Source organism: Halobaculum litoreum (assembly GCF_030127125.1).
GTDB lineage: Archaea > Halobacteriota > Halobacteria > Halobacteriales > Haloferacaceae > Halobaculum > Halobaculum litoreum.
In genome coordinates this window covers 2,113,748-2,132,421 of the sequence record NZ_CP126156.1, presented here as the reverse complement: position 1 = coordinate 2,132,421, position 18,674 = coordinate 2,113,748, and the positions used below count along the sequence as shown (strand labels likewise).

Below are 18,674 nucleotides of genomic sequence, written 5' to 3'. Positions count from 1 at the left end.
CCGCCGGACGGGCCCGACTCCGCGCTCCGACTACGGCTCCGGCGGTGGCCCGTCGTAGGCGTCGTGGTCGGTGTAGAAGTTCAGCATCGCGAACTTCAGCTTCTCCGGGCCGATGTCGATCAACTCTCCGCGTTCCTCGGGCGGGAACGCGTCGCGCACGGAGTACTTCCCCATGTCCGCGGAGGTGTAGCGCTTGTCCAGCAGCGCGCGCACGCCGAAGTCGTCGGGCGCGCGGATCACCCGCCCGAGCGCCTGCCGGGTCTTCCTGATGGTGGGGATCTCGACGGCGTACTCCCAGCCGGCGTCCCGGGAGCGGTCGGCGAACGCGCGGTCGTACGCGTCCTGCACCGCCTCCATGCGCTCGGAGAGGTGCGGGTACGGCACCCCGACCACGGCCACGGTGCGGGCGTCGTCGCCGTCGAAGCTCACCCCCCTCCGCGAGCGTCCCCCACAGCGAGGTGAACAGCGCCGCGTCGTCGCTGTTCACCAGCCGCCTCCGGAGAGCTGCTCGGTGTCGGGCTCGGAGCCGTCGAGCAGCAGCGGCCCGAGGTTCGGGTCGCCGGCGAGGAGTTCGTGGTAGCGCTCGGCCTCCGCGTACGACGGGAAGAAGAGGAGGCTGTTGCCGGGGGTGAACCGGACGACGTCCGACAGCGTCGCCGCGATGGTCTCCTGTGTCGCGGGGTCGTCGCGCTCGGAGGCGAACAGCGCGGGCGTCGCCACCGAGTAGGTGCGCCGGTTCGCCTCGGGGTACTCCATCCCGTACGCGAGCGTCGCGGGGTCCGAGAGCCCGAGCACGTCCTGTGTCACCTCGAACGGCCGGAGGGTCGCGGACATGAGGACGCTCGCGTACACCTCCTCGAACAGCTCCTCGGTCACCTCGCGGGGGATGCAGGTGTACAGCTCCGCGCGGCCGTACACCTCGTCGGTGCCGGCGTCGCGGCGCACGGAGACGACCGGGTGCTGGCCGAGTTCGCCGCCGCCGTCCATCCACGCCGAGACGAACGCCGCGGCCTGGAGGGTCTGACACTCGCGGCGCGTGGTAGTCTCGCCGTCGCGGTACGCCTCCTCGTACTCCTCGTCGAGGCGCTTGCCGAGCTGGAGCGCGAGTTCGCACTCCGCGCGGATGCCGCGCCCCTCGTAGCGGTCGAGGAACGCGAGGGTCAGGTCGTCGCGGCGGTCCTCGTTGGCGACGGACACGTCGTCCCAGTTCTCGCCGACGGACTCGCGCGCGCCGAAGCCGAGCTTCCCGTCGTACGTGTCGCGCAGCGCCTCGGTGAACGCGCCGAGGACGTTCTCGGCGGGCTCGGCGCGGGAGTCGTCGGTCTCCTCCAACTCGTTGAGCGCGGCCTCGAGCGTGTTCTCCGTGAGCGTCTTCGAGGCGTGGTCGCGGGCGGCGTCCTCGATGTTGTGCGCCTCGTCGAACACGGTGATGACGTCCTGCGGGTCGCGGTCGAGCCACCGGAAGAACTGCTCGCGGATCATCGGGTCGAGCAGGTGGTGGTAGTTGCAGACGACCAACTCCACGTCCTCCATCCCCTCCTTCAGCAGCTCGTAGCCGCAGAAGCCGCGGCTGCCGGCGTACTCGTACACCTCTTCGGGCGTGCGGACGTCGGCGAACAGCCACGAGAAGAACTCCCCGGTGTCGCCGGTGAGGTTCTCGTAGTAGTGGTCGCAGGTGTTGGCCGACTCCTCGTCGAGGTCCTCGTCGATGCGCTCCAACTCCTCTTGGACGGCCTGTCTGGCTTCGGCGGCGCTCCCGGCGTCGCCGCCCTCGCCCCCGTCGCGCATCTCGTCGGTGAGGTCGTCGAGCCGGTCCTCCAACTGCTCGCGGTCGGACTCGTCGTCGACGAGCGAGCGCGTGGTGTCGCGCAGCGTCTGACACTCCTGGTAGTCGACGTCGATGTGGCACATCGACGCCTTCCCCTTGAACACCGACGCGCGGATGGGCTCGGCCTCGTTGATGGCGCGGGCGTCCTCCACGAACTGGCGCATCTGCTGGTGGACGTTCGTGGTGATGACTACGGTCCGGTCGTGCTCGCGGGCGTGCTCCAGCGCGGGCACGAGCGCCGAGAGCGTCTTCCCGGTGCCGGGCGCGCCCTCGAACAACACGTCCTGCCCGCGCTCCAGCGAGTTGGCGACGCGGTCCATCGCCTCGCGCTGGTTCGGGTACGGCTCCTCGTACGGGAAGAAGCGCAGGTGACCGTCCGTCGTCGACACGGGCGTACTTCCGCGTCGTCGGATTTGAACCTACGGGTGGCGTGGCGGAAGTGAACGCCGGCGGTCGCCGCGCCCGCCGAACCGGGCGACGGGAGGCGACTGGACGCCGCGGACGCACGACGCACGTACGGCTATCCTCGGGGCGAGCGACCGGACGTATCGCTATGGAGACACGAACACCGACCGCGACGGCGACGGAATCGGAGACGGAGACGGAGACGGAGCACGGCGGCTGGCGCGGCGGCGTCGTCGCGGGCGCGGTCGCGGGCATCGCGATGGGCGTGGTGTTCTCGATCCTCGCCCCGCCCGCGTTGGAGGTCGCGATCCCCTCGCTGTACGGGCTCTCGGGCGGCGTCGCCGGCTGGGTCGTCCACGTGAGCCACGGCGCGGTCCTCGGGGTCGCCTTCGTCGCGCTCGCGAACGCCCTCGACGTCACCGAGGCGCGGCGCTCGACGCTGCTCGGGGCGGGCTACGGGGTCGTCCTCTGGATCGCGCTCGCGGCGTTCCTGATGCCGGCGTGGCTGGCGGCCGTCGGCTCCCCCGCGACCCCGCCGCTGCCGAACCTCGACACGCTCAGCCTCGCGGCCCACGTGCTGTACGGGGCGGTGCTCGGCGCGCTCGTCCCGTCGCTGCGGTCGCTGTGAGCCGCCCGCGACCGCACCCGGCGGCCGCGCCGCGGCCCCGCCGCTGACTTTTTCGCCGCCGGCGTGTTTCCACCGTCCATGAGCGACGACGCGGCCGCCGGCGACGACACCGGCTTCGACAAGGAGGCCGAGCGCGAGAAACTCCGCGAGAAGTTCGCCCGCGACGAGGAGAAACGCGAGTCCACGCGCCGGATGAGCGAACTCCTCCTCAAGGGGGCGACGATGACGAACAGCCACTGCGACGCTTGTGGCTCGCCGATCTTCCGACAGGACGGCCGGGAGTTCTGCCCGGAGTGCGGCGCGGACGGCGACGCGGGCGCCGGCGGGGCGGCCGACAGCGGCGCCGGCGGCGAGACCCCTGCGGGGACGACCGACACGCCGGCCGTGTCGGACGCGCCCGCGCCGGACCCCGGACGCCCGGCGGCGCGCCGGGGGACGAGCCGGCGCCGAACGGGGCGCCGGACGACCTGCCGGGGTCCGGGGCGAACGGTCACGGGTCCGCGGCGACGACGCCGGATCCGGACCCGACGGGCGCCCCGCCGCCGCGGGCGCGACGCCGAGGCCGACGCCCGACGCGGGCGGCGACGACCTGACGGCCGGTCGCGACGCGCTCGCGCGGGCGCTGCGGCGCCACGCCGAGGCCGGCGCGGCGGCGAGCGACCCCGGACGGCGGCCGCCCACCTCGAGGCGGCCCGCGAGGCGGCCGAGGCGCTCGCCGCGTTGCGGCGCTGACCGGCTACGCGTCGTCCCCGTCCGCGGCGTCGCTCCGCTCGGCGTACTCGCTGCCGACCACCTCCCGGATCCGGTCGGCGGTCACCTGTCCGACGCCGCTCACCTCCAAGAGGTCGTCCTCGCGGGCGGTCATCACCCCCTCGACGCTGCCGAAGTGGTCGAGCAGCGCCCGCGAGGTGACGGGCCCGATGTCGGCGATCGACGAGACGACGTACTCCTGCTGCTCGCCGAGCGTCTTCGCTCCCTTCTCGCCGTGGGCGGACACCTCGCGGTCGTTCGTCTCCTGCTCGCGGCGGGCGATCACCTCCAGCAGGTCGGCGGTGTCCTGCTCGTTCTCCGTGCGCAGCACGCTCGCGTCGAAGTCGATGGCGAGCGAGGAGAGCGCCCCGCGGATCGCGTTCGGGTGGACGTTGCGCTCGCCGTACAGGTCCTCCCCCTCGACGATCACGACGGGCCGGGCGTACGCGCGGGCGGTGTCTTTCACCTGCTCGAACATCGAGCGGTCGCCGCCGACGAGCGTGTCGAGGAAGTCCGCCACCGACTTGCGCTCGACGGCGACGCGGTCGGAGAGCACGTAGTCGCCGACCGCGAGCGTCTCCAGCCGCGTCGTGATCCCCTCGCGCGTCGAGAGGTCGCGCGCGATGGTCGACTCCAACTCGCGCTGGTCGATGACGATCTCGACGCCGTCGGTATCGGTGCCGGCGGCGGCGACGACGTCGTCCTCGGCGTCCTCCACCGCGTCGTCGGCCGCAGCGTCGGCGTCCTCCGTTCCACCGTCGTCGGCGTCGACCGTCCCGTCCTCGTCGACCGACTCGTCCTCGTCGGCTGCGCCGTCGTCGGGCTCGAAGTCCGTGAGCCCCGGCTGTCCGCCGCTCGCGCCGGCGCTCGACTGCTCGGGGGTCGCTTCGCTCCCCGTTCGCCCCGGGGGCTCACTTCCCTCGCTCTCGAAGTCGGCGAGCCCCGCCTGGTCGTCGTCCAACTCGCCGGCGATCTCGTCGGCGACGCCCTTCAGCTTCCGCAGCTCCTCCTCCATCTCCTTCTCGCGCCGGCGCGAGATCCAGAAGAACGCCTCGTCGCGCGTGTCGTTCGCGAGGAGCACGACGACCGCACCCTCGTCCTGCCGGCCGGTCCGCCCCTTCCGCTGGATCGACCGGATCGCCGTCGGCACCGGCTCGAAGAAGAGGACCAGGTCGACCTCGGGGACGTCCAGCCCCTCCTCGGCGACGCTGGTGGAGACGAGCACCTCGAACTCGCCGGCGCGGAACGCGTCGAGCGTCTCCTGTTGCTGCGTCTGGGTCATCCCGTCGGAGCCCTCCTTGTCGCCCTGGCCGACGAACCGCCGGGTGTCGAACGACGCCGAGAGGAACTCCGTGAGCGCCTCGGCGGTGTCGCGCGACTCGGTGAACACGATGACGCGCTCGCCGCCGCCGATGCCGAGCGTCTGCGCGAGCAGGACGCGCGTGCGCCGGAACTTCGGGTGGAGGTCGTCGAAGCTCTCGGCCTTCCGCATCGCCTCGCGCACCTTCGGCTCGGCGATCAGCCGCTGGCTCGCCTTCGAGGCGCCCGACGAGCGCGCGGCGTTGCGCTGGCGCTCGAAGTAGCGTCGCAGCGCCTCGACGCTCTGGGTCTCGACGAGTTCGACCGCCCGCCGGAGCTTCATCACCTCCGCGTGGACGGACATCCCCTTGTACGCGTCCGAGTCGCCGCCGTCCATCATGCGCTGGAGCTCCCCGCGCATCCGGTTGAGGTCCTTCTGGGAGACGTCCGGCTGGGTCGTGCGCGAGACGCCGAGCGACTTCAGCATCTCCAGACGGTCGGTGATCACCTCGTTGAGCGCGTCGCGGATCTCGACGATGGGTTCGGGCAGGTCGATCCGCTCCCACTGCACGTCGGTGTCGTGGGTGTACTCCGCGACGTCGGCGTCCTCCTCGGTCATCACCTCCACCTGCCCGATACCGAGGTTCTCGCACACCGCGGTGATCTCCTCGCGGTCGCCGCCGGGCGAGGCCGACATCCCGGTGACGAGCGGGTCGTCGGCGTCGGCGTGGTAGCGCTCGGCGATGTACACGTACGCGTAGTCGCCGCTGGCGCGGTGGCACTCGTCGAAGGTGCAGTGGGTCACGTCCGCCAGCGAGATGCGGTTTCCGACGAGGTCGTTCTCGACGACCTGCGGCGTCGCGATCACGATGCTCGCCGACTCCCACAACTCGGCGCGGTCGTCCGGACGGACCTCGCCCGTGAACACGACGATCTCCTCGTCGGCGACGTCCAGGGCCTCGCGGTAGAAGTCGGCGTGCTGCTGGACGAGCGGCTTCGTCGGCGCGAGGAACAGCGACTTGCCGCCGACCTCGTACAGCCGGTGGGCGGTCACGAGCAGCGAGACGGTCGTCTTCCCGAGGCCGGTCGGCAGACACACGAGCGTGTGCCCGCTCCGGGCGGTCGCCGCCAACTCCGTCTGGTAGCGGCGGTTCTCGATGAACTCCGGCACCAGCAGGGGGTGCTCGACGTACGCGCCCGACTCGGCGGCCTCGGCCATTGCCGATCGTATCGCGTCGTCGGGGGTAAACCTTCGTGAACCGTGGCGGAAGTGAAACGCGGTCGTTCGCGCCCCCTCGGCCCCGATCAGGCGGCGTCCCGGGGGCGGAACTCGAACTGCCGCCGCCCGCGGGCGGTCTCGGGAACCGGCTCGTCGAGGAGCGCGGCCCACTCGCCGATGTGACAGCGCTCGGACTCTGACATCACGCGAGTGGTTTCGGTAATCCCACATAACGGTTCGCCCCGGCTCCCGACGACTCGGATCCGGGGTGACGCTCCTTTAGTGGGCCGTTCACCACACGCCCTGGCGCAGGTCCATCCACGTGACGACGGCGACGTGCGGCAGCGTCATGACGGCGATGGCGACGAGGTACACCGCGAGCAGGCCCTCCGGGCCGGCGGCCGGCCGGGGGACGAACGCCCACACGCCCGCGACGACGAGGAGGCCGCCGGCGGTCGCGGGCGCGGCGTCGCGGGCGAACCGCCGGAGCGTCCCCGCGAGGTCGCCGGCCGCGAGCGTCGCGCGCGCGCCGGGGTCGAGGAGTTCGAGCCGGGCGATGTGGCGCGTCGCGTGCCACAGACAGAAGTACAGCCCGATGCCGACGACCGGCGGGACGAGCAGGAAGTACGCCCACAGCCCGAGCGTCTCGCCGGCGTCGACGAGCCACGGCCGGCGGGCGGCCGCCCCGCGGCGGACCCGTCGCGCGCCGAGCGCCAGCGCGAGGACGGTGACCGCGCCGAACCCGGCGGCGACGCCGAGGCGGGTCGCGGGCGCGAACACCGGGGCCAGCGCCGCGGCGTCGGCGCCGAACAGCCCGACGAGCGCCCCGGCGACCGCGCGGTACTCGGCGGGGTGGCCGACCAGCGGGACCAGCATCGGCAGGCCGCCGCGGACGACGAGCGCGAGCGCCCGCTCGGCGCGCGTCGGGAGGTGCTCCGCGCCCGCGAGGACGAGCAGCGCGTACACGTCGCCTTGGCCCCAGTGCAGGAGGGTGACGGCGATGAACGCGACGAACGCCGACACCGGCGCGGCGGCCCACCAGAGGCCGTAGCCGACGCCGAGGACGCCGTAGACGGCGACGACGACGCCGACCGACCGGGCGAGGCCGGTGCCCGCGAGGCGGTCGGGGACGAGGTGGTCGACCGCGCCGTGCGGGAGGCCGAACAGCAGGACCGACGCGAGGAACGGCGCGTACCGCAGCGTCGGCGACAGCATGGGCGTGATCGACGCGACCGGCACCGCGACCGCGAGGGCGACCCACGAGGCGCGGACGCCCCACCGGTCGAGCGCGCCGCGCAACGGCGCCGGGAGCGACTCGGCGACCGCCATCACTCGACGCTCGGCGCCGGCGGCGCCTCGCGGTCGGCGTCGCGCCCGCCGGCGCGGTCGGTTCGCTCGGAACGGCCGCCCCGGCGGTCGAGCCGGATCACGACCCACTCGAAGAGGATCAGCCCGTAGACGACCAGCGTGCAGGTGACGAGGAAGAACACCGCCTCCTCGACGGGGAGCCCGAGGATCTCGACGCCGGTCGAGGTCGCGTCGGCGACCGTCCACACGCCGAGGCCGATGGCGACCCGGTCGACCGCCCACAGGTACAGGGTCGGCACGCCGACCCCGACGAGCCACGGTCGCGGTCGCCGCAGGAGGAACGCGCCGCCGACGGCCCACTGGAGGGCGATCACGGGGCACGCCCACACGAGGATGGCGCCCAGGTAGAGGAACCGCTCGGGCCCGACGGCGACGAGCCAGCCGCCGACGACGCCGAGCGCGAGCAGCGCCAGCGCGCCGACCGCCCGCGGGAGCGGGGCGGTGTCGCCGTCGGTCGGCGTCGGGTCGAAGTCGACCCGGTAGATCCACAGCCCCGCGATCACGGTCTGGAGCACGAAGAACAGGTACTCGCCCACGGGTGCGAGCCACACGCGCGCGGCGACGGTGCCCTCGCCGTAGAACCACGCGCCCCGCTCGATGAGGTAGTTGTCCCACGGCGTCGTGTACGCGAACGCGACGGTCCCCATCAGGGCGAGGCCGGCGCGCGCGACCCGGAGACGCCGTGCGGGGAGCGCCGGGCGCCGCCACAGCAACAGCGCGACGACCGGGAGCACGAACAGGAGGTGGAACCCGAGGTAGGTGAGCGTCACCGTCGGCGCCCCCCACGGTCCCGGATCGGCCGACAGCGCCGCGCCGATGTCATACCCATCCCGCGTGGGCGACGGCGATAAGCGTAGGGGAGCGACGGGGAATCTGTGGTCTCTGGAACGTCGTTTTATCCGAATATGTTCGTGACGCCATTTGGCGATTCCGGCCGCCGCACGCCGATTTGGGCAAGCCTATAAGGCGATTCCGACCTTACGGTTTTCCGGGTATGGCAACTCCAACACCGGGGCTGGAATCACTCAGCCTGTGGATCGGGACGATAGGCATGACGCTCGGGACCCTGTACTTCATCGCACAGGGTTGGTCGGTGCGCGACCCCGAGCAACAAGAGTACTACATCATCACCATCTTCATCCCGGCCATCGCCGCGGCGTCGTACTTCTCGATGGCCATCGGGTTCGGGCTGATCGAGGTCCCAGTGCAGGGGCTCGGCACCCTCGAGATCTACTGGGCCCGTTACGCGGACTGGTTGTTCACCACTCCGTTGCTCCTGCTCGACCTCGCGTTGCTTGCGGGAGCCGACCGTAACACCATCGCGACGCTCATCGGGCTCGACGTGTTCATGATCGTCACGGGTCTCGTCGGCGCGCTCGCGCGCGAGGGCCAGACGGTCCGCATCGCGTGGTGGGCCATCTCCACCGGCGCGATGATCGTCATGCTGTACTACCTGCTCGGCACGCTGTCGGAGCAGGCCAGCAAGATGTCCGGCGACCGGGCGGCGCTGTTCAGTCGGCTCCGCAACCTCGTGTTGGTCCTGTGGTCGTTCTACCCGATCGTGTGGATCCTCGGGACCGAGTCCGGCTTCGCGATCATCCCGCTGCCCGTCGAGACCGCGGCGTTCGCCGTCCTCGACCTGGCCGCGAAGGTCGGCTTCGGGATCGTGCTGCTGCGCAGTCGTAGCGTCTTCAGCGGTACCGGCGCCTCGACCGCCCAGAGCGCGGACTGAGGCGACCGCGCGACCCACACGACGATCACCGGCCGTCGACCGGCGACGGCTCGGGGGACGGCCCCGTTTTTTCAGCGACCGACCGACGAGCGACGGCGTCGGCGCTCTGGCGGCGGGTGTCGCGGTCGTGTGCAGAAGACGTGCGGCCGGTGGGACCGCTCAGATCAGCTGTTCGCCGTCGTCGTCGTACAGCCGGATCGCGTCGACCGGGCAGGTCCGGGCGGCGAACTTCGCGTCCAGTTCCTCGCCCTCCGGCACCTCCAGCGAGTAGGTGTCCGCGTCGACCTCCTCGCCGCCGACGAGCGTCGCCTTGCCGGCGTCCATGTCCTTCTCGAAGGCGTCCCACTCGGCGACGCACTGGTACATCCCGACGCAGGTGTCGCGGTCGAACTCGACGTGCATGGACGGACGGTCGACGCCCGGCGTAATACCGTCTTCGTCCGCCGGTCGCCCGGCCGGCTCGACCGCCGGCGCGGCGTGCCGTGCCGGGGGAGCCGCCGCCATCACAGCCGAAGGAGCAGGCGCGCGACGGCGCCGCGGACCTCGGGGAACGACGCGTCGTCGGGGACGAACGTCGGCCGGGCGTCGCGGTCGATCCCGTCGGCGCCGGCGCCGTCGGCGTTCCAGTGGACGGTCCGGCCGACGACGCGGCCGTCGGCGGCGCCGCCGGCGGGCACGTACCCGGCCGGCGCGTAGACGACGAGTTCGTCCGCCCCGAGGACCGCGGTTCCCTCGCCGCCGGTCGCCAGCGGCGGCGCCCCGGCGGCGTGGAACGCGGTGACGACGACCGCGCCGGACTCGCGGCGGGCGACCCCGGTGCGGCTGTACTCCACGACGAGCGTGTCCCCCTCGAGCCGGCTCTCCGCCTGCCCCTCGGAACCGTCGAGCGCCGCGTCGACCACCGCGCGGCGGAGCGACGCGTTCCGGAGTTCGTCCGCTCCGTCGAGGAAGCCCAGCCGGGCGACCCGCCGCGTGGAGCCGTCGGCGCGGACGTGGAGGTCGAGGCTGCTGGCGCCCACGGCGACCGCGACGCCGCGCTCGGCGGCGGCGTCCGGGACGGCGCCGTCCGCACAGACGTCGCACACCGGACGCGGCGGCGCGCGGGCGGCGCTGTCGACGGCGGCGACCGAGACGAGGGTGGCGACCGACAGCGCTACGACGAGGAGGGCGAGGACCCGGACCGGCCGGCGACCGGATCCGGAGCGGGGCGACGACACGTGTCAACGTGATCGGTCGATTACCATATACGTTCTGTCGTGCGCTCGGGCAAGCGTTTTGCGCGCCGCGCCGGCAACACCGCGCATGAAGAACACCGCGGGGAGCGAGGCGGCGAAGCGCGCGGCGGGCGAGGCGGCGGCCGCCGCGGTGAGCGACGGCGACCGCGTCGGCCTCGGCACGGGGTCGACGGCGGCCCACGCCGTCCGCCGACTGGGCGAGCGCGTCGCCGACGGCCTCGACGTCGAGGCGGTCGCGACCTCCTACCAGTCGCGGGCGCTGGCCCGCGAGGTCGGGGTGCCGCTGCTCGACCTCGCGGACGTGGCGCGCGTCGACGTCGCCGTCGACGGCGCCGACCAGGTCGCCGCCGGCGCGAACGCGCTCGTGAAGGGCGGCGGCGCGGCCCACGCCCGCGAGAAGGTCGTCGCCGCCACGGCCGACCGCTTCCTCGTCGTCGCCGACGACTCGAAACTGGCCGACGGGCTCGACTACCCGGTGCCCGTGGAGGTGCTGCCGGACGCGCTCGCCCGCGTCGAGCGCGCCGTCGTCGACGCCGGCGGCGACCCGACGCTGCGCGCCGCCGAGCGCAAGGACGGCCCCGTCGTCACCGACAACGGCAACCTCGTCCTCGACTGCGACTTCGGCACCGTCGCGGAGCCCGGGGCGCTGGCGCGGACGCTGTCCGACACCGCGGGCGTCGTCGAACACGGGCTGTTCGTCGGGCTGGCGGACGCGGTGTACGTCGGCGACGCCGACGGCGACGTGTCCGTGCGCGAGCCGTGACCGCGCGTCGACGGCGCCGCCGCTACGGGGCGGGTGAAAGAAGTGGAGGAAAGTCTACCGGGGTTTACAGGTCGCGCGGCTGGACCGTCTTCCGGTCGTTCTCTTCGGCGCGGCGGGCGGCGTCCTCGAGGAGCTCCGCGACTTCCTCGTCGAGCGCGTCGTAGAAGTCGGACGCGACGTTCTTGTCATCGAGGTACTCCTTGACGGCTGCCTTGACGATGAGGTCTGCCATGCAACCGGGTTTTCCCGACGCCTCCTTATAAACGTTCCCAAGTCAAACGGTCAGGAGGCCCCCTCGCGGCCGTTCGCGGGGGTCTACGCCGGTTCGTTTATAAATCCGTGTCGGTCGGAGCCTTCGAGTCGGTGCGCCGCGGAGGGGTGGTATGCGCGAGACGCTCGAATCGCTCGCGGCCGGCGACCTCACGCCCGCACAGGCGGAGGCCCGCCTCCGCGGCTACGCGACGACGGAGGCCGGGCGCTTCGACGCCGCCCGCGAACAGCGCCGGGGGATCCCCGAGGGGATCCTCGCGGAGGAAGACGCCCGCCGAGGTGGCGGCGATGGCCGACGCGGCCGTCCAGTCGACGGGGCGCGCCCTCGTCACCCGTGCGGGCGACGACGTCGCCGAGGAGGTGCGCGCGTACCTCGACAAGGAACACCCGGACGCGACCGTCGAGCGCGACGCCCGCGCCCGGACCGTCGTCGTCCGCGCCGCCGACTACGAGCCGCCCGCCGTCGACGCGGACGTGGTCGTCGTCTCCGGCGGCACCGCCGACGCGCCCGCCGCCCGCGAGGCGGCCGTCGTCGCCCGCGCGGCCGGGCCCCGCGTCGAGACGGTCGAGGACGCCGGCGTCGCCAACCTCACGCGCGTCCTCGACGAGGTGGACACCCTGCGCGCCGCGGACGTCCTCGTCGTCGCCGCCGGCCGGGAGGCGACGCTGCCGACGCTCGTCGCGGGGCTCGTCGACGCCCCGGTGATCGGGCTGCCGACCGCCACCGGGTACGGCGTCGGCGGCGACGGCGTGGCCGCGCTGCTGGCGTTGCTCCAGTCGTGTACCGTCCTCTCAGTGGTGAACGTCGGGGCGGGGTTCGTCGCCGGGACGCAGGCGGCGCTGATCGCCCGCGGGGTCGGAGACGGCGGGGAGTCGTCGGCGGACTGATCGGGCTACGTCCCGGAAATCTGCCGAATACATCCGTGAAAGGGTATATGTGTGCCCGTCTCCTAAGAGACGTACCGGCAGCGGTGGATGCCGGTCGACCACATGCCACGCTGCGACCACTGCGGGTCGCACGTATCAGACCGCTTCGCACGCGTGTTCAGCGACGAACACGGAAACCTCAACGCGTGCCCGTCATGCTCTGCGAACGCGGGCATCGCGGAAGCGGCACGAGAGCGGACCCGCGCCGACGACTGAACCGCTCTGTGACCACCCCACCGCACGCGACGGCCACCACCCCATCCGTATCCCGCTCCCCCGGGGGGACCACGGGACAGGCGGCGCCGCGCCGCACCGGACCCTTTATCGCCGCCGACTCGCTCCCCCGAGCCGTGAGCGAGGAGTCCCCGACCGACGCCGAGCGCGTCGACGGCGTCCGCGTGCCGCCGGCCGACCACTACGTCTACCTCCTCGAGTGCGCCGACGGTTCGCTGTACACCGGCTACACCACCGACGTGACCCGCCGCGTCGCCGAACACGACGCCGGCGACGGCGCCAAGTACACCCGCGGCCGCACGCCCGTCGAGTTGGTGCACGTGGAGGCGTTCGACTCGCGGTCGGCGGCGATGTCCCGCGAGTACGCGATCAAACAGCGGTCGCGGGCGGCGAAGGAGGCGCTGGTCGACTGACGGCGGCGCCGCGGCGTCGCGGCGGGGCCGCCGGCGGCTACTCCGGGACGTCGAGGAACGCGTCCTTGTGCCCCGCGTAGTGGGCGACCCGCCGCCCGAGCTTCAGCGTCCGCTCGCGCAAGGAGTCGTCGACGAACTCGTAGCGCGACCCCGCACCGATCGCGCCCTCGGGGGGCCGCTCGCCGTCGCCCCACGGCTCGAACTTGTTGCGGGCGCCCCGGATCCCGACCTGCAGCGGGGCGACCCACCCGTGGACGCCGCGGATCGTCGCGCGCATGTGTTCGAGCGTGCCGCCGTAGGAGCCGCCGCCGGCGACGGCGAACAGCCCGACGACGGTGTCGTCGTACTCGTCGAAGCTACACCAGTCGTGGAACGAGCGGAACGCCGACGAGTACGAGTCGTGGTACACCGGCGAGCACAGCAACACGCCGTCGGCGCGGCGCATCCGCGCCAGCAGGTCCGGCACGTCGCCGGCGTCGGCGGCGTCCACGTCGGGGTGGTACAGCGGGACGTCGAGCGCCGGGTCCCCCAGGTCGATGAAGTCCGGTTCGGCGCCGTACTCGGCGGCGGCGTCGAGGGCGTACTGCAGCGTCGCGCGGCCGTAGCTCCCGTCGCGCCGCGATCCGTTCACGGCGACGACGGTCGGCGTCTCCGACATGGTCGTCCCTTCCCGAGCGCGAGCAAAAGGCCGTCGGGTTCGCGGGTCCGCCCCCGGCGCCGGCTCCCCGCCTCTGCGGCCCGCGGCGAGCGGCGCGGCTCGGTACGGCCCGGCGACACCGGCCACCCGGGTTTTTGCCCGGCCCCGCCGACGCCCCTCCCATGGACGAGATCACCTTCGGAACCGACGGGTGGCGCGCCACCCTCGACACGTTCACCGACCGCCGGGTCCGCATCGTCGGGCAGGCGGTCGCCGACACGCTCGCCGGGCAGGGCCACGACGGCCCCGTGATCGTCGGCTACGACGCCCGGCCCACCTCCGAGGGGTTCGCCGAGTCGCTCGCCGAGGTGCTGGCGGGCAACGGCTTCGACGCCGTGCTCCCCGAGCGCGACTGCCCCACGCCGGTCGCGGCGTACGCCGTCGTCGACCGCGACGCCGCGGGCGCGCTGATGGTGACGGCCTCCCACAACCCGCCCGAGTACAACGGCGTGAAGTTCATCCCCGACGACGGCGCGCCCGCGCTCCCCGAGGTGACCGAGCGCATCGTCGCCAACCTCCGCGACCCGGCGCTCGACGCCGACGAGCCGGGGGAGATCCGACGGACCGACCTCGTGAGCGCCCACGCCGAGCACGCGCGCGACCTCGTCGGCGGCGCGGGGCTCGACCTCTCGGGGCTGACGGTCGCGTACGACGCCATGCACGGCAGCGGGCGCGGCGTCACCGACGCGCTGCTGGAGGCCGCCGGCGCGGACGTGATCCGCCTGCGCTGCGAGCGCGACGCCGAGTTCGGCGGCGGCTCGCCCGAGCCGTCCGCGGAGAACCTGGAGACGCTCGCCGAGCACGTCGGCCACGGCGACGCGGACCTGGGCATCGCGAACGACGGCGACGCCGACCGCCTCGCGGTCGTCACGCCCGAGCGTGGCCACCTCGACGAGAACCTCTTCTTCGCGGCGACGTACGACCACCTCCTCGACGGCGACTCGGGCCCGGCGATCCGCACCGTCTCGACGACGTTCCTCATCGACCGCATCGCCGAGGCGCACGGCGAGGAGGTGTTCGAGACCGCGGTCGGCTTCAAGTGGGTCGCGCGGGCGATGGGCGAACACGACGCCCTGATCGGCGGCGAGGAGTCCGGCGGCTTCTCCGTGCGCGGCCACATCCGCGAGAAGGACGGCGTGTTGATGTCGCTGCTCGCGGCGGCGGCCGCGAGCGAGGAGTCGTACGACGAGCGCGTCGACCGCCTCGTCGCCGAGCACGGCCGCATCGTCGCCGACAAGGTGAGCGTCCACTGCCCCGACGACGAGAAGGCGCGCGTCGTCGACGACCTCGCGGACCACATCCCCGACGAGGTCGCCGGCGAGGCGGTGGCCGACGTGGTGACGATCGACGGCTTCAAGCTCCTGTTGGCGGACGGCTCGTGGCTGCTCGTACGCCCCTCGGGCACGGAGCCGATGATGCGCGTGTACGGCGAGTCCGGCTCCGAGGAGCACACCGCGGCCATCCTCGACGACGGGCGCGAACTGGTCGAGGCCCTGCTGTAGACCGCGGTCAGCCCCGCTCCGGCGCCCCGTCGAGGCGGCCGTCGAACCGGCCGGTGCCGTCGCCGCGGTCCTCGATCACGAACCCGAGCGCCCCGTAGAACGGCCGCACCTGTCGTCGAAACGTCGCCGTCAGCGGCGCGTCCGTGCGGTCGGCCGCCGCCGCGACGAGCGCGCGCCCGACGCCCGCCGCACGGCGCGACTTGCGGACCGCTACCGCGTCGACGTGGCTCCCGTCGAGGACGAGCGCCCCGACAACGTCGGCGTCGGTCCCTCCCACGCCGGCGTCTGCGGCCGCCACGAGCACGTCGCCGCCGGCGACGCGGTCGGCGAGGCCGTCGGGCACGGTCAACATCGCGGCGTCGAGGAGGCGTCTCACCGCGTCGACCTCCGCGTCGCGGGCGACGCGGATCCGCGGCCCGTCGTCGCCGTCGTCGTCGCGCCCGTCGCTCATCCGCCCTTGATGAGCCTGAGCACCTGCACCTCGGACGCCTCGCAGGGCGCGTCCTCGGGGACGGGCGTGCCGTCGACGAGCACCGTCACCTCGTGGGGGAGTAGCCGACGGCGCGGCACACGTCGGCGTACGCCGCGTCGTCGGCGAGCGCCAGCGTCTCGGTGCCCTCGCCGACGACCTCCGCGGTCACGTCCATGGGGGTTCGTGGAGTGCGCGGCGACTTCCCGCTTTCCACCGCGGGGTCGGCATCTCGGGGCGTTTATCCCCCCGGCCCGCCGACCACCGTCCATGAGCGAGGCCGACGACGCCGGGGCCGACTCCTCCCCCGGGCGGGAGGTCTGGATCGAGAAGTACCGCCCGCAGACGCTGGACGGCGTGTACGGGCACGAGCAGATCGTCTCCCGGCTGGAGAGCTACATCGAGCGGGACGACCTCCCGCACCTCCTGTTCGCGGGGCCGGCGGGCGTCGGGAAGACCACCTGCGCGGTCGCCATCGCCAAGACCATCTACGGCGACGACTGGCGGACGAACTTCCTCGAGTTGAACGCCTCCGACCAGCGCGGCATCGACGTGGTGCGCGACCGGATCAAGAACTTCGCGCGCTCGTCGTTCGGCGGCCACGACTACCGCGTCATCTTCCTCGACGAGGCCGACTCCCTCACCGACGACGCCCAGTCCGCCCTCCGGCGCACGATGGAGCAGTTCTCCGACAACACGCGCTTCATCCTCTCGTGCAACTACTCCTCGAAGATCATCGACCCCATCCAGTCGCGGTGTGCCGTCTTCCGGTTCTCCCCCCTCTCGGACGCCGCCGTCGAGTCGCAGGTGCGCGACATCGCGGCCGACCAGGACATCGAGATCACCGACGAGGGCCTCGACGCGCTGGTGTACGCCGCCAACGGCGACATGCGCCGCGCGATCAACTCCCTGCAGGCGGCCGCGACGACCGGCGAGGTCGTCGACGAGCAGGCCGTCTACGAGATCACCGCGACCGCCCGGCCCGAGGAGATCGAGGCGATGGTCGAGGACGCGCTCGCGGGCGACTTCTCGAAGTCGCGCGCGACGCTCGACAGGCTCCTCACCGAGACGGGGATGGCCGGCGGCGACATCATCGACCAACTCCACCGCTCCGTCTGGGAGTTCGGCCTGTCGGATCGGGAGGCGGTGCGGCTGATGGAGCGTATCGGCGAGGCCGACTTCCGGATCACCGAGGGCGCCAACGAGCAGGTGCAGTTGGAGGCGCTGTTGGCGTCGCTGGCGCTGGCAGAGGAGTAGGCGACAGGTACCCGCGGGAGTGGCGCTGGACTCCCTCGGTGCCGACGCCCCCGCTATCGGCTCCCACACGGACGAAGCACTTACCCACCCGATCGGGGACTTCCGCACGTGCCGTTCGAGACAGTCACGATCGAGGCGGTTGAACCGGTCGGCCCGAGCGACGAGGACGTTCCGCCCGGTGCGGACGCCGACTCCGTCGGCGGGATCCGGGTGCTCTCCGACGAGCTCGACACGGACGGCGTCTCCGTCAACCACTACACACTCGATCCGGGTGAGAGTTTCAGGGTCTCGACCCACAGACACGGCGTCCAAGAGGAGATATTCTACATCGTCTCCGGCGCGGTCACGTTCGGATCGGACGCCGCGGAGACGACCGTCGAAGCGGGCGAACTCGTCCGCATCCCGCCCGGAACGTCCCAGCTGGGGACGAACGACGGCGACACTCCGGCGACGGGGCTCGCTATCGGTGCCCCACGCGAGTACGAAGAGGAAACCGAGTGGCTGGTCGAGTGTCCCGACTGCGACGAACGGACTGTCCACACCTTCGGTGAAGCGGCGACGGAGGGGGAGTACCGATACGAGTGTACCGGTTGCGGCCACGAGACGTATCGCGTCTCGGCGTAGGCTACTTCGGTAGCTTCCCACGGGCGTTCCCCCGCCCCGATCGCGATCCGTCGCTCACACCTCCGGCTCGATGTACACGATCCGGACGCGGTCGTCCAGTCCGCGCAGCCGGTCTTCGATCCGGTCGATGTCGGCGTCGATGTCGCCGGTCTCGAGCTCGCCGTCGAAGCTCACGTCGGCGGTGACGAGCACCTCGCCGGGACCGACGAAGACGGTGCGGAAGCCGTCGATGTGGACGACGCCGTCGTGCTCGCTGATCGCCTTCCGGAGTTCGGTCTCGACGTCCGCCGGCAGCGACTCCCCGAGGATGAGGCGCTTGTTCTCCCACGCGAGCGCGACCGCGAAGAACATCAGCAGCGCGCCGATGAGCACCGACGCGACGGCGTCGAAGATCGGCGCGTCGAGGAACCGCGCCAGCGAGATGCCGACGAGCGCGATGACGGCCCCGCCCAGCGCGATGGCGTCCTCGGTGAAGGCGGTGAGCGTGGTCACGTCGCTGGTCTTCGAGAACGCCTCGCGCAGGCCGGACCAGCCGTAGTTGGCGATCTGACGGTTCAGCTCCGCGCGCGCCTTCGCGAACGCGTAGATCTCGAACAGGATCGCCCCCAGCAGGACGACGACGTTGATCCAGAACGGGTCGACGGGGACGAGTTCGGTGAAGTTGATCCCCGCGAGGATCACGTCGGCGCGCTCGCCGCCGTGGGCGGGGTGCACGATCGCCTCGTACCCGTGTTTCAGCGACTCCCACCCGGCGATGCCGAACAGCAGGACGGAGACGAGGAACGCGTAGAAGAACTGCGCCTTCCCGTAGCCGAACGGGTGCGCGCGGTTGGCGGTCCTCTCCGAGTACCGGATCCCGATCAGCAGGAACACCTGGTTCCCCGTGTCGGAGATGGAGTGGTACGTCTCCGACAGCATCGACGGCGACCCGGTGAGCAGGAAGCCGAAGAACTTCAGCACCGCGATGGAGCCGTTGGCGATGAGCGCGGCGATGACGACCGACCTGCTTCCTCCAGCCATTGGCACGTGTGCTCGGTCGACGGTTATCAAGCCG

18 protein-coding genes and 3 pseudogenes are annotated in these 18,674 nt (G+C 72.3%); 10 read left to right on the top strand and 11 right to left on the bottom strand.

Annotation, left to right across the window (positions count from 1 at the left end):
* Nucleotides 1-30: 30 nt before the first annotated feature.
* Nucleotides 31-2,148: pseudogene (locus P0R35_RS11645) on the bottom strand (ATP-dependent DNA helicase).
* A gap of 233 nt (nt 2,149-2,381) precedes the next feature.
* Between P0R35_RS11645 and P0R35_RS11640 the strand changes: the two are divergent.
* Together P0R35_RS11640 and P0R35_RS11635 are read left to right on the top strand one after the other, a co-directional pair.
* The gene (locus tag P0R35_RS11640) at nt 2,382-2,861 is read left to right on the top strand and encodes a histidine kinase (protein ID WP_284012626.1); all 480 of its coding nucleotides are present in this window, start codon (nt 2,382-2,384) and stop codon (nt 2,859-2,861) included.
* Nucleotides 2,862-2,939: 78 nt separating this feature from the next.
* Nucleotides 2,940-3,593 (top strand): Sjogren's syndrome/scleroderma autoantigen 1 family protein, encoded by a 654-nt coding sequence (locus tag P0R35_RS11635; RefSeq protein ID WP_284012625.1) that lies wholly within the window; start codon nt 2,940-2,942, stop codon nt 3,591-3,593.
* A gap of 4 nt (nt 3,594-3,597) precedes the next feature.
* On the opposite strand, the gene P0R35_RS11630 is transcribed toward P0R35_RS11635, so the two are convergent.
* The 3 genes from P0R35_RS11630 to P0R35_RS11620 form a co-directional block, all read right to left on the bottom strand.
* The gene (locus P0R35_RS11630; RefSeq protein ID WP_284012624.1) at nt 3,598-6,129 is read right to left on the bottom strand and encodes a DEAD/DEAH box helicase; all 2,532 of its coding nucleotides are present in this window, start codon (nt 6,127-6,129) and stop codon (nt 3,598-3,600) included.
* Nucleotides 6,130-6,420: 291 nt separating this feature from the next.
* The gene (locus P0R35_RS11625) at nt 6,421-7,458 is read right to left on the bottom strand and encodes a Brp/Blh family beta-carotene 15,15'-dioxygenase (protein WP_284012623.1); all 1,038 of its coding nucleotides are present in this window, start codon (nt 7,456-7,458) and stop codon (nt 6,421-6,423) included.
* Complete coding sequence (locus tag P0R35_RS11620) at nt 7,458-8,267, bottom strand: lycopene cyclase domain-containing protein (protein WP_284012622.1); 810 nt, start codon at nt 8,265-8,267, stop codon at nt 7,458-7,460. Before P0R35_RS11620 ends, P0R35_RS11625 begins: the two co-directional genes overlap by 1 nt.
* A gap of 281 nt (nt 8,268-8,548) precedes the next feature.
* Between P0R35_RS11620 and P0R35_RS11615 the strand changes: the two genes are divergently transcribed.
* Nucleotides 8,549-9,229, top strand: coding sequence for a bacteriorhodopsin (locus tag P0R35_RS11615; protein WP_284014619.1), 681 nt, complete (start codon nt 8,549-8,551; stop codon nt 9,227-9,229).
* Nucleotides 9,230-9,388: 159 nt separating this feature from the next.
* Here P0R35_RS11615 and P0R35_RS11610 read toward each other — a convergent pair whose 3' ends face one another.
* The gene (locus P0R35_RS11610) at nt 9,389-9,631 is read right to left on the bottom strand and encodes a ferredoxin (RefSeq protein ID WP_284012621.1); all 243 of its coding nucleotides are present in this window, start codon (nt 9,629-9,631) and stop codon (nt 9,389-9,391) included.
* 101 nt (nt 9,632-9,732) lie between these two features.
* Complete coding sequence (locus P0R35_RS11605) at nt 9,733-10,446, bottom strand: hypothetical protein (RefSeq protein WP_284012620.1); 714 nt, start codon at nt 10,444-10,446, stop codon at nt 9,733-9,735.
* Nucleotides 10,447-10,531: 85 nt separating this feature from the next.
* Between P0R35_RS11605 and rpiA the strand changes: the two genes are divergently transcribed.
* On the top strand, nt 10,532-11,227 hold the full coding sequence (gene rpiA / locus P0R35_RS11600) for a ribose-5-phosphate isomerase RpiA (RefSeq protein WP_284012619.1): 696 nt from the start codon (nt 10,532-10,534) through the stop codon (nt 11,225-11,227).
* A 64-nt stretch (nt 11,228-11,291) separates the two neighbouring features.
* Here the strand turns inward: rpiA and P0R35_RS11595 are convergent, their stop codons facing one another.
* Complete coding sequence (locus tag P0R35_RS11595) at nt 11,292-11,459, bottom strand: DUF1931 family protein (RefSeq protein WP_284012617.1); 168 nt, start codon at nt 11,457-11,459, stop codon at nt 11,292-11,294.
* A 151-nt stretch (nt 11,460-11,610) separates the two neighbouring features.
* Here P0R35_RS11595 and larB point away from each other — a divergent pair.
* The 3 genes and pseudogenes from larB (at nt 11,611) to P0R35_RS11585 (ending at nt 13,071) form a co-directional block, all read left to right on the top strand.
* Nucleotides 11,611-12,385: pseudogene (larB, locus tag P0R35_RS11590) on the top strand (nickel pincer cofactor biosynthesis protein LarB).
* Nucleotides 12,386-12,487: 102 nt separating this feature from the next.
* Nucleotides 12,488-12,640, top strand: coding sequence for a DUF7563 family protein (locus tag P0R35_RS16705; protein ID WP_432765005.1), 153 nt, complete (start codon nt 12,488-12,490; stop codon nt 12,638-12,640).
* Between the two features lie 182 nt (nt 12,641-12,822).
* A complete protein-coding gene (locus tag P0R35_RS11585) occupies nt 12,823-13,071 on the top strand; it encodes a GIY-YIG nuclease family protein (protein WP_321170458.1) in 249 nt (82 codons plus the stop codon).
* Nucleotides 13,072-13,108: 37 nt separating this feature from the next.
* Here the strand turns inward: P0R35_RS11585 and P0R35_RS11580 are convergent, their stop codons facing one another.
* Nucleotides 13,109-13,729, bottom strand: a complete 621-nt coding sequence (locus tag P0R35_RS11580) for an NADPH-dependent FMN reductase (RefSeq protein WP_284012616.1) — start codon at nt 13,727-13,729, stop codon at nt 13,109-13,111.
* A gap of 161 nt (nt 13,730-13,890) precedes the next feature.
* Here P0R35_RS11580 and P0R35_RS11575 point away from each other — a divergent pair, with 161 nt between their 5' ends.
* Entirely contained in the window at nt 13,891-15,270 is a 1,380-nt protein-coding gene (locus P0R35_RS11575; RefSeq protein ID WP_284012615.1) for a phosphoglucomutase/phosphomannomutase family protein, read from the top strand.
* Nucleotides 15,271-15,277: 7 nt separating this feature from the next.
* Here P0R35_RS11575 and P0R35_RS11570 read toward each other — a convergent pair whose 3' ends face one another.
* Together P0R35_RS11570 and samp2 are read right to left on the bottom strand one after the other, a co-directional pair.
* Complete coding sequence (locus P0R35_RS11570) at nt 15,278-15,721, bottom strand: GNAT family N-acetyltransferase (RefSeq protein WP_284012614.1); 444 nt, start codon at nt 15,719-15,721, stop codon at nt 15,278-15,280.
* A pseudogene (gene samp2 / locus P0R35_RS11565) lies at nt 15,718-15,917 on the bottom strand (ubiquitin-like small modifier protein SAMP2). Before samp2 ends, P0R35_RS11570 begins: the two are co-directional and overlap by 4 nt.
* A 92-nt stretch (nt 15,918-16,009) precedes the next feature.
* On the opposite strand from samp2, the gene P0R35_RS11560 reads away from it, so the two are divergent.
* Together P0R35_RS11560 and P0R35_RS11555 are read left to right on the top strand one after the other, a co-directional pair.
* Nucleotides 16,010-16,996: a replication factor C small subunit gene (locus P0R35_RS11560; RefSeq protein WP_284012613.1), complete on the top strand. Its 987-nt coding sequence runs from the start codon at nt 16,010-16,012 to the stop codon at nt 16,994-16,996.
* A 210-nt stretch (nt 16,997-17,206) separates the two neighbouring features.
* Nucleotides 17,207-17,620, top strand: coding sequence for a cupin domain-containing protein (locus P0R35_RS11555; RefSeq protein WP_284012612.1), 414 nt, complete (start codon nt 17,207-17,209; stop codon nt 17,618-17,620).
* 54 nt (nt 17,621-17,674) lie between these two features.
* On the opposite strand, the gene P0R35_RS11550 is transcribed toward P0R35_RS11555, so the two are convergent.
* A complete protein-coding gene (locus tag P0R35_RS11550; RefSeq protein ID WP_284012611.1) occupies nt 17,675-18,640 on the bottom strand; it encodes a cation diffusion facilitator family transporter in 966 nt (321 codons plus the stop codon).
* Nucleotides 18,641-18,674 lie beyond the last annotated feature (34 nt).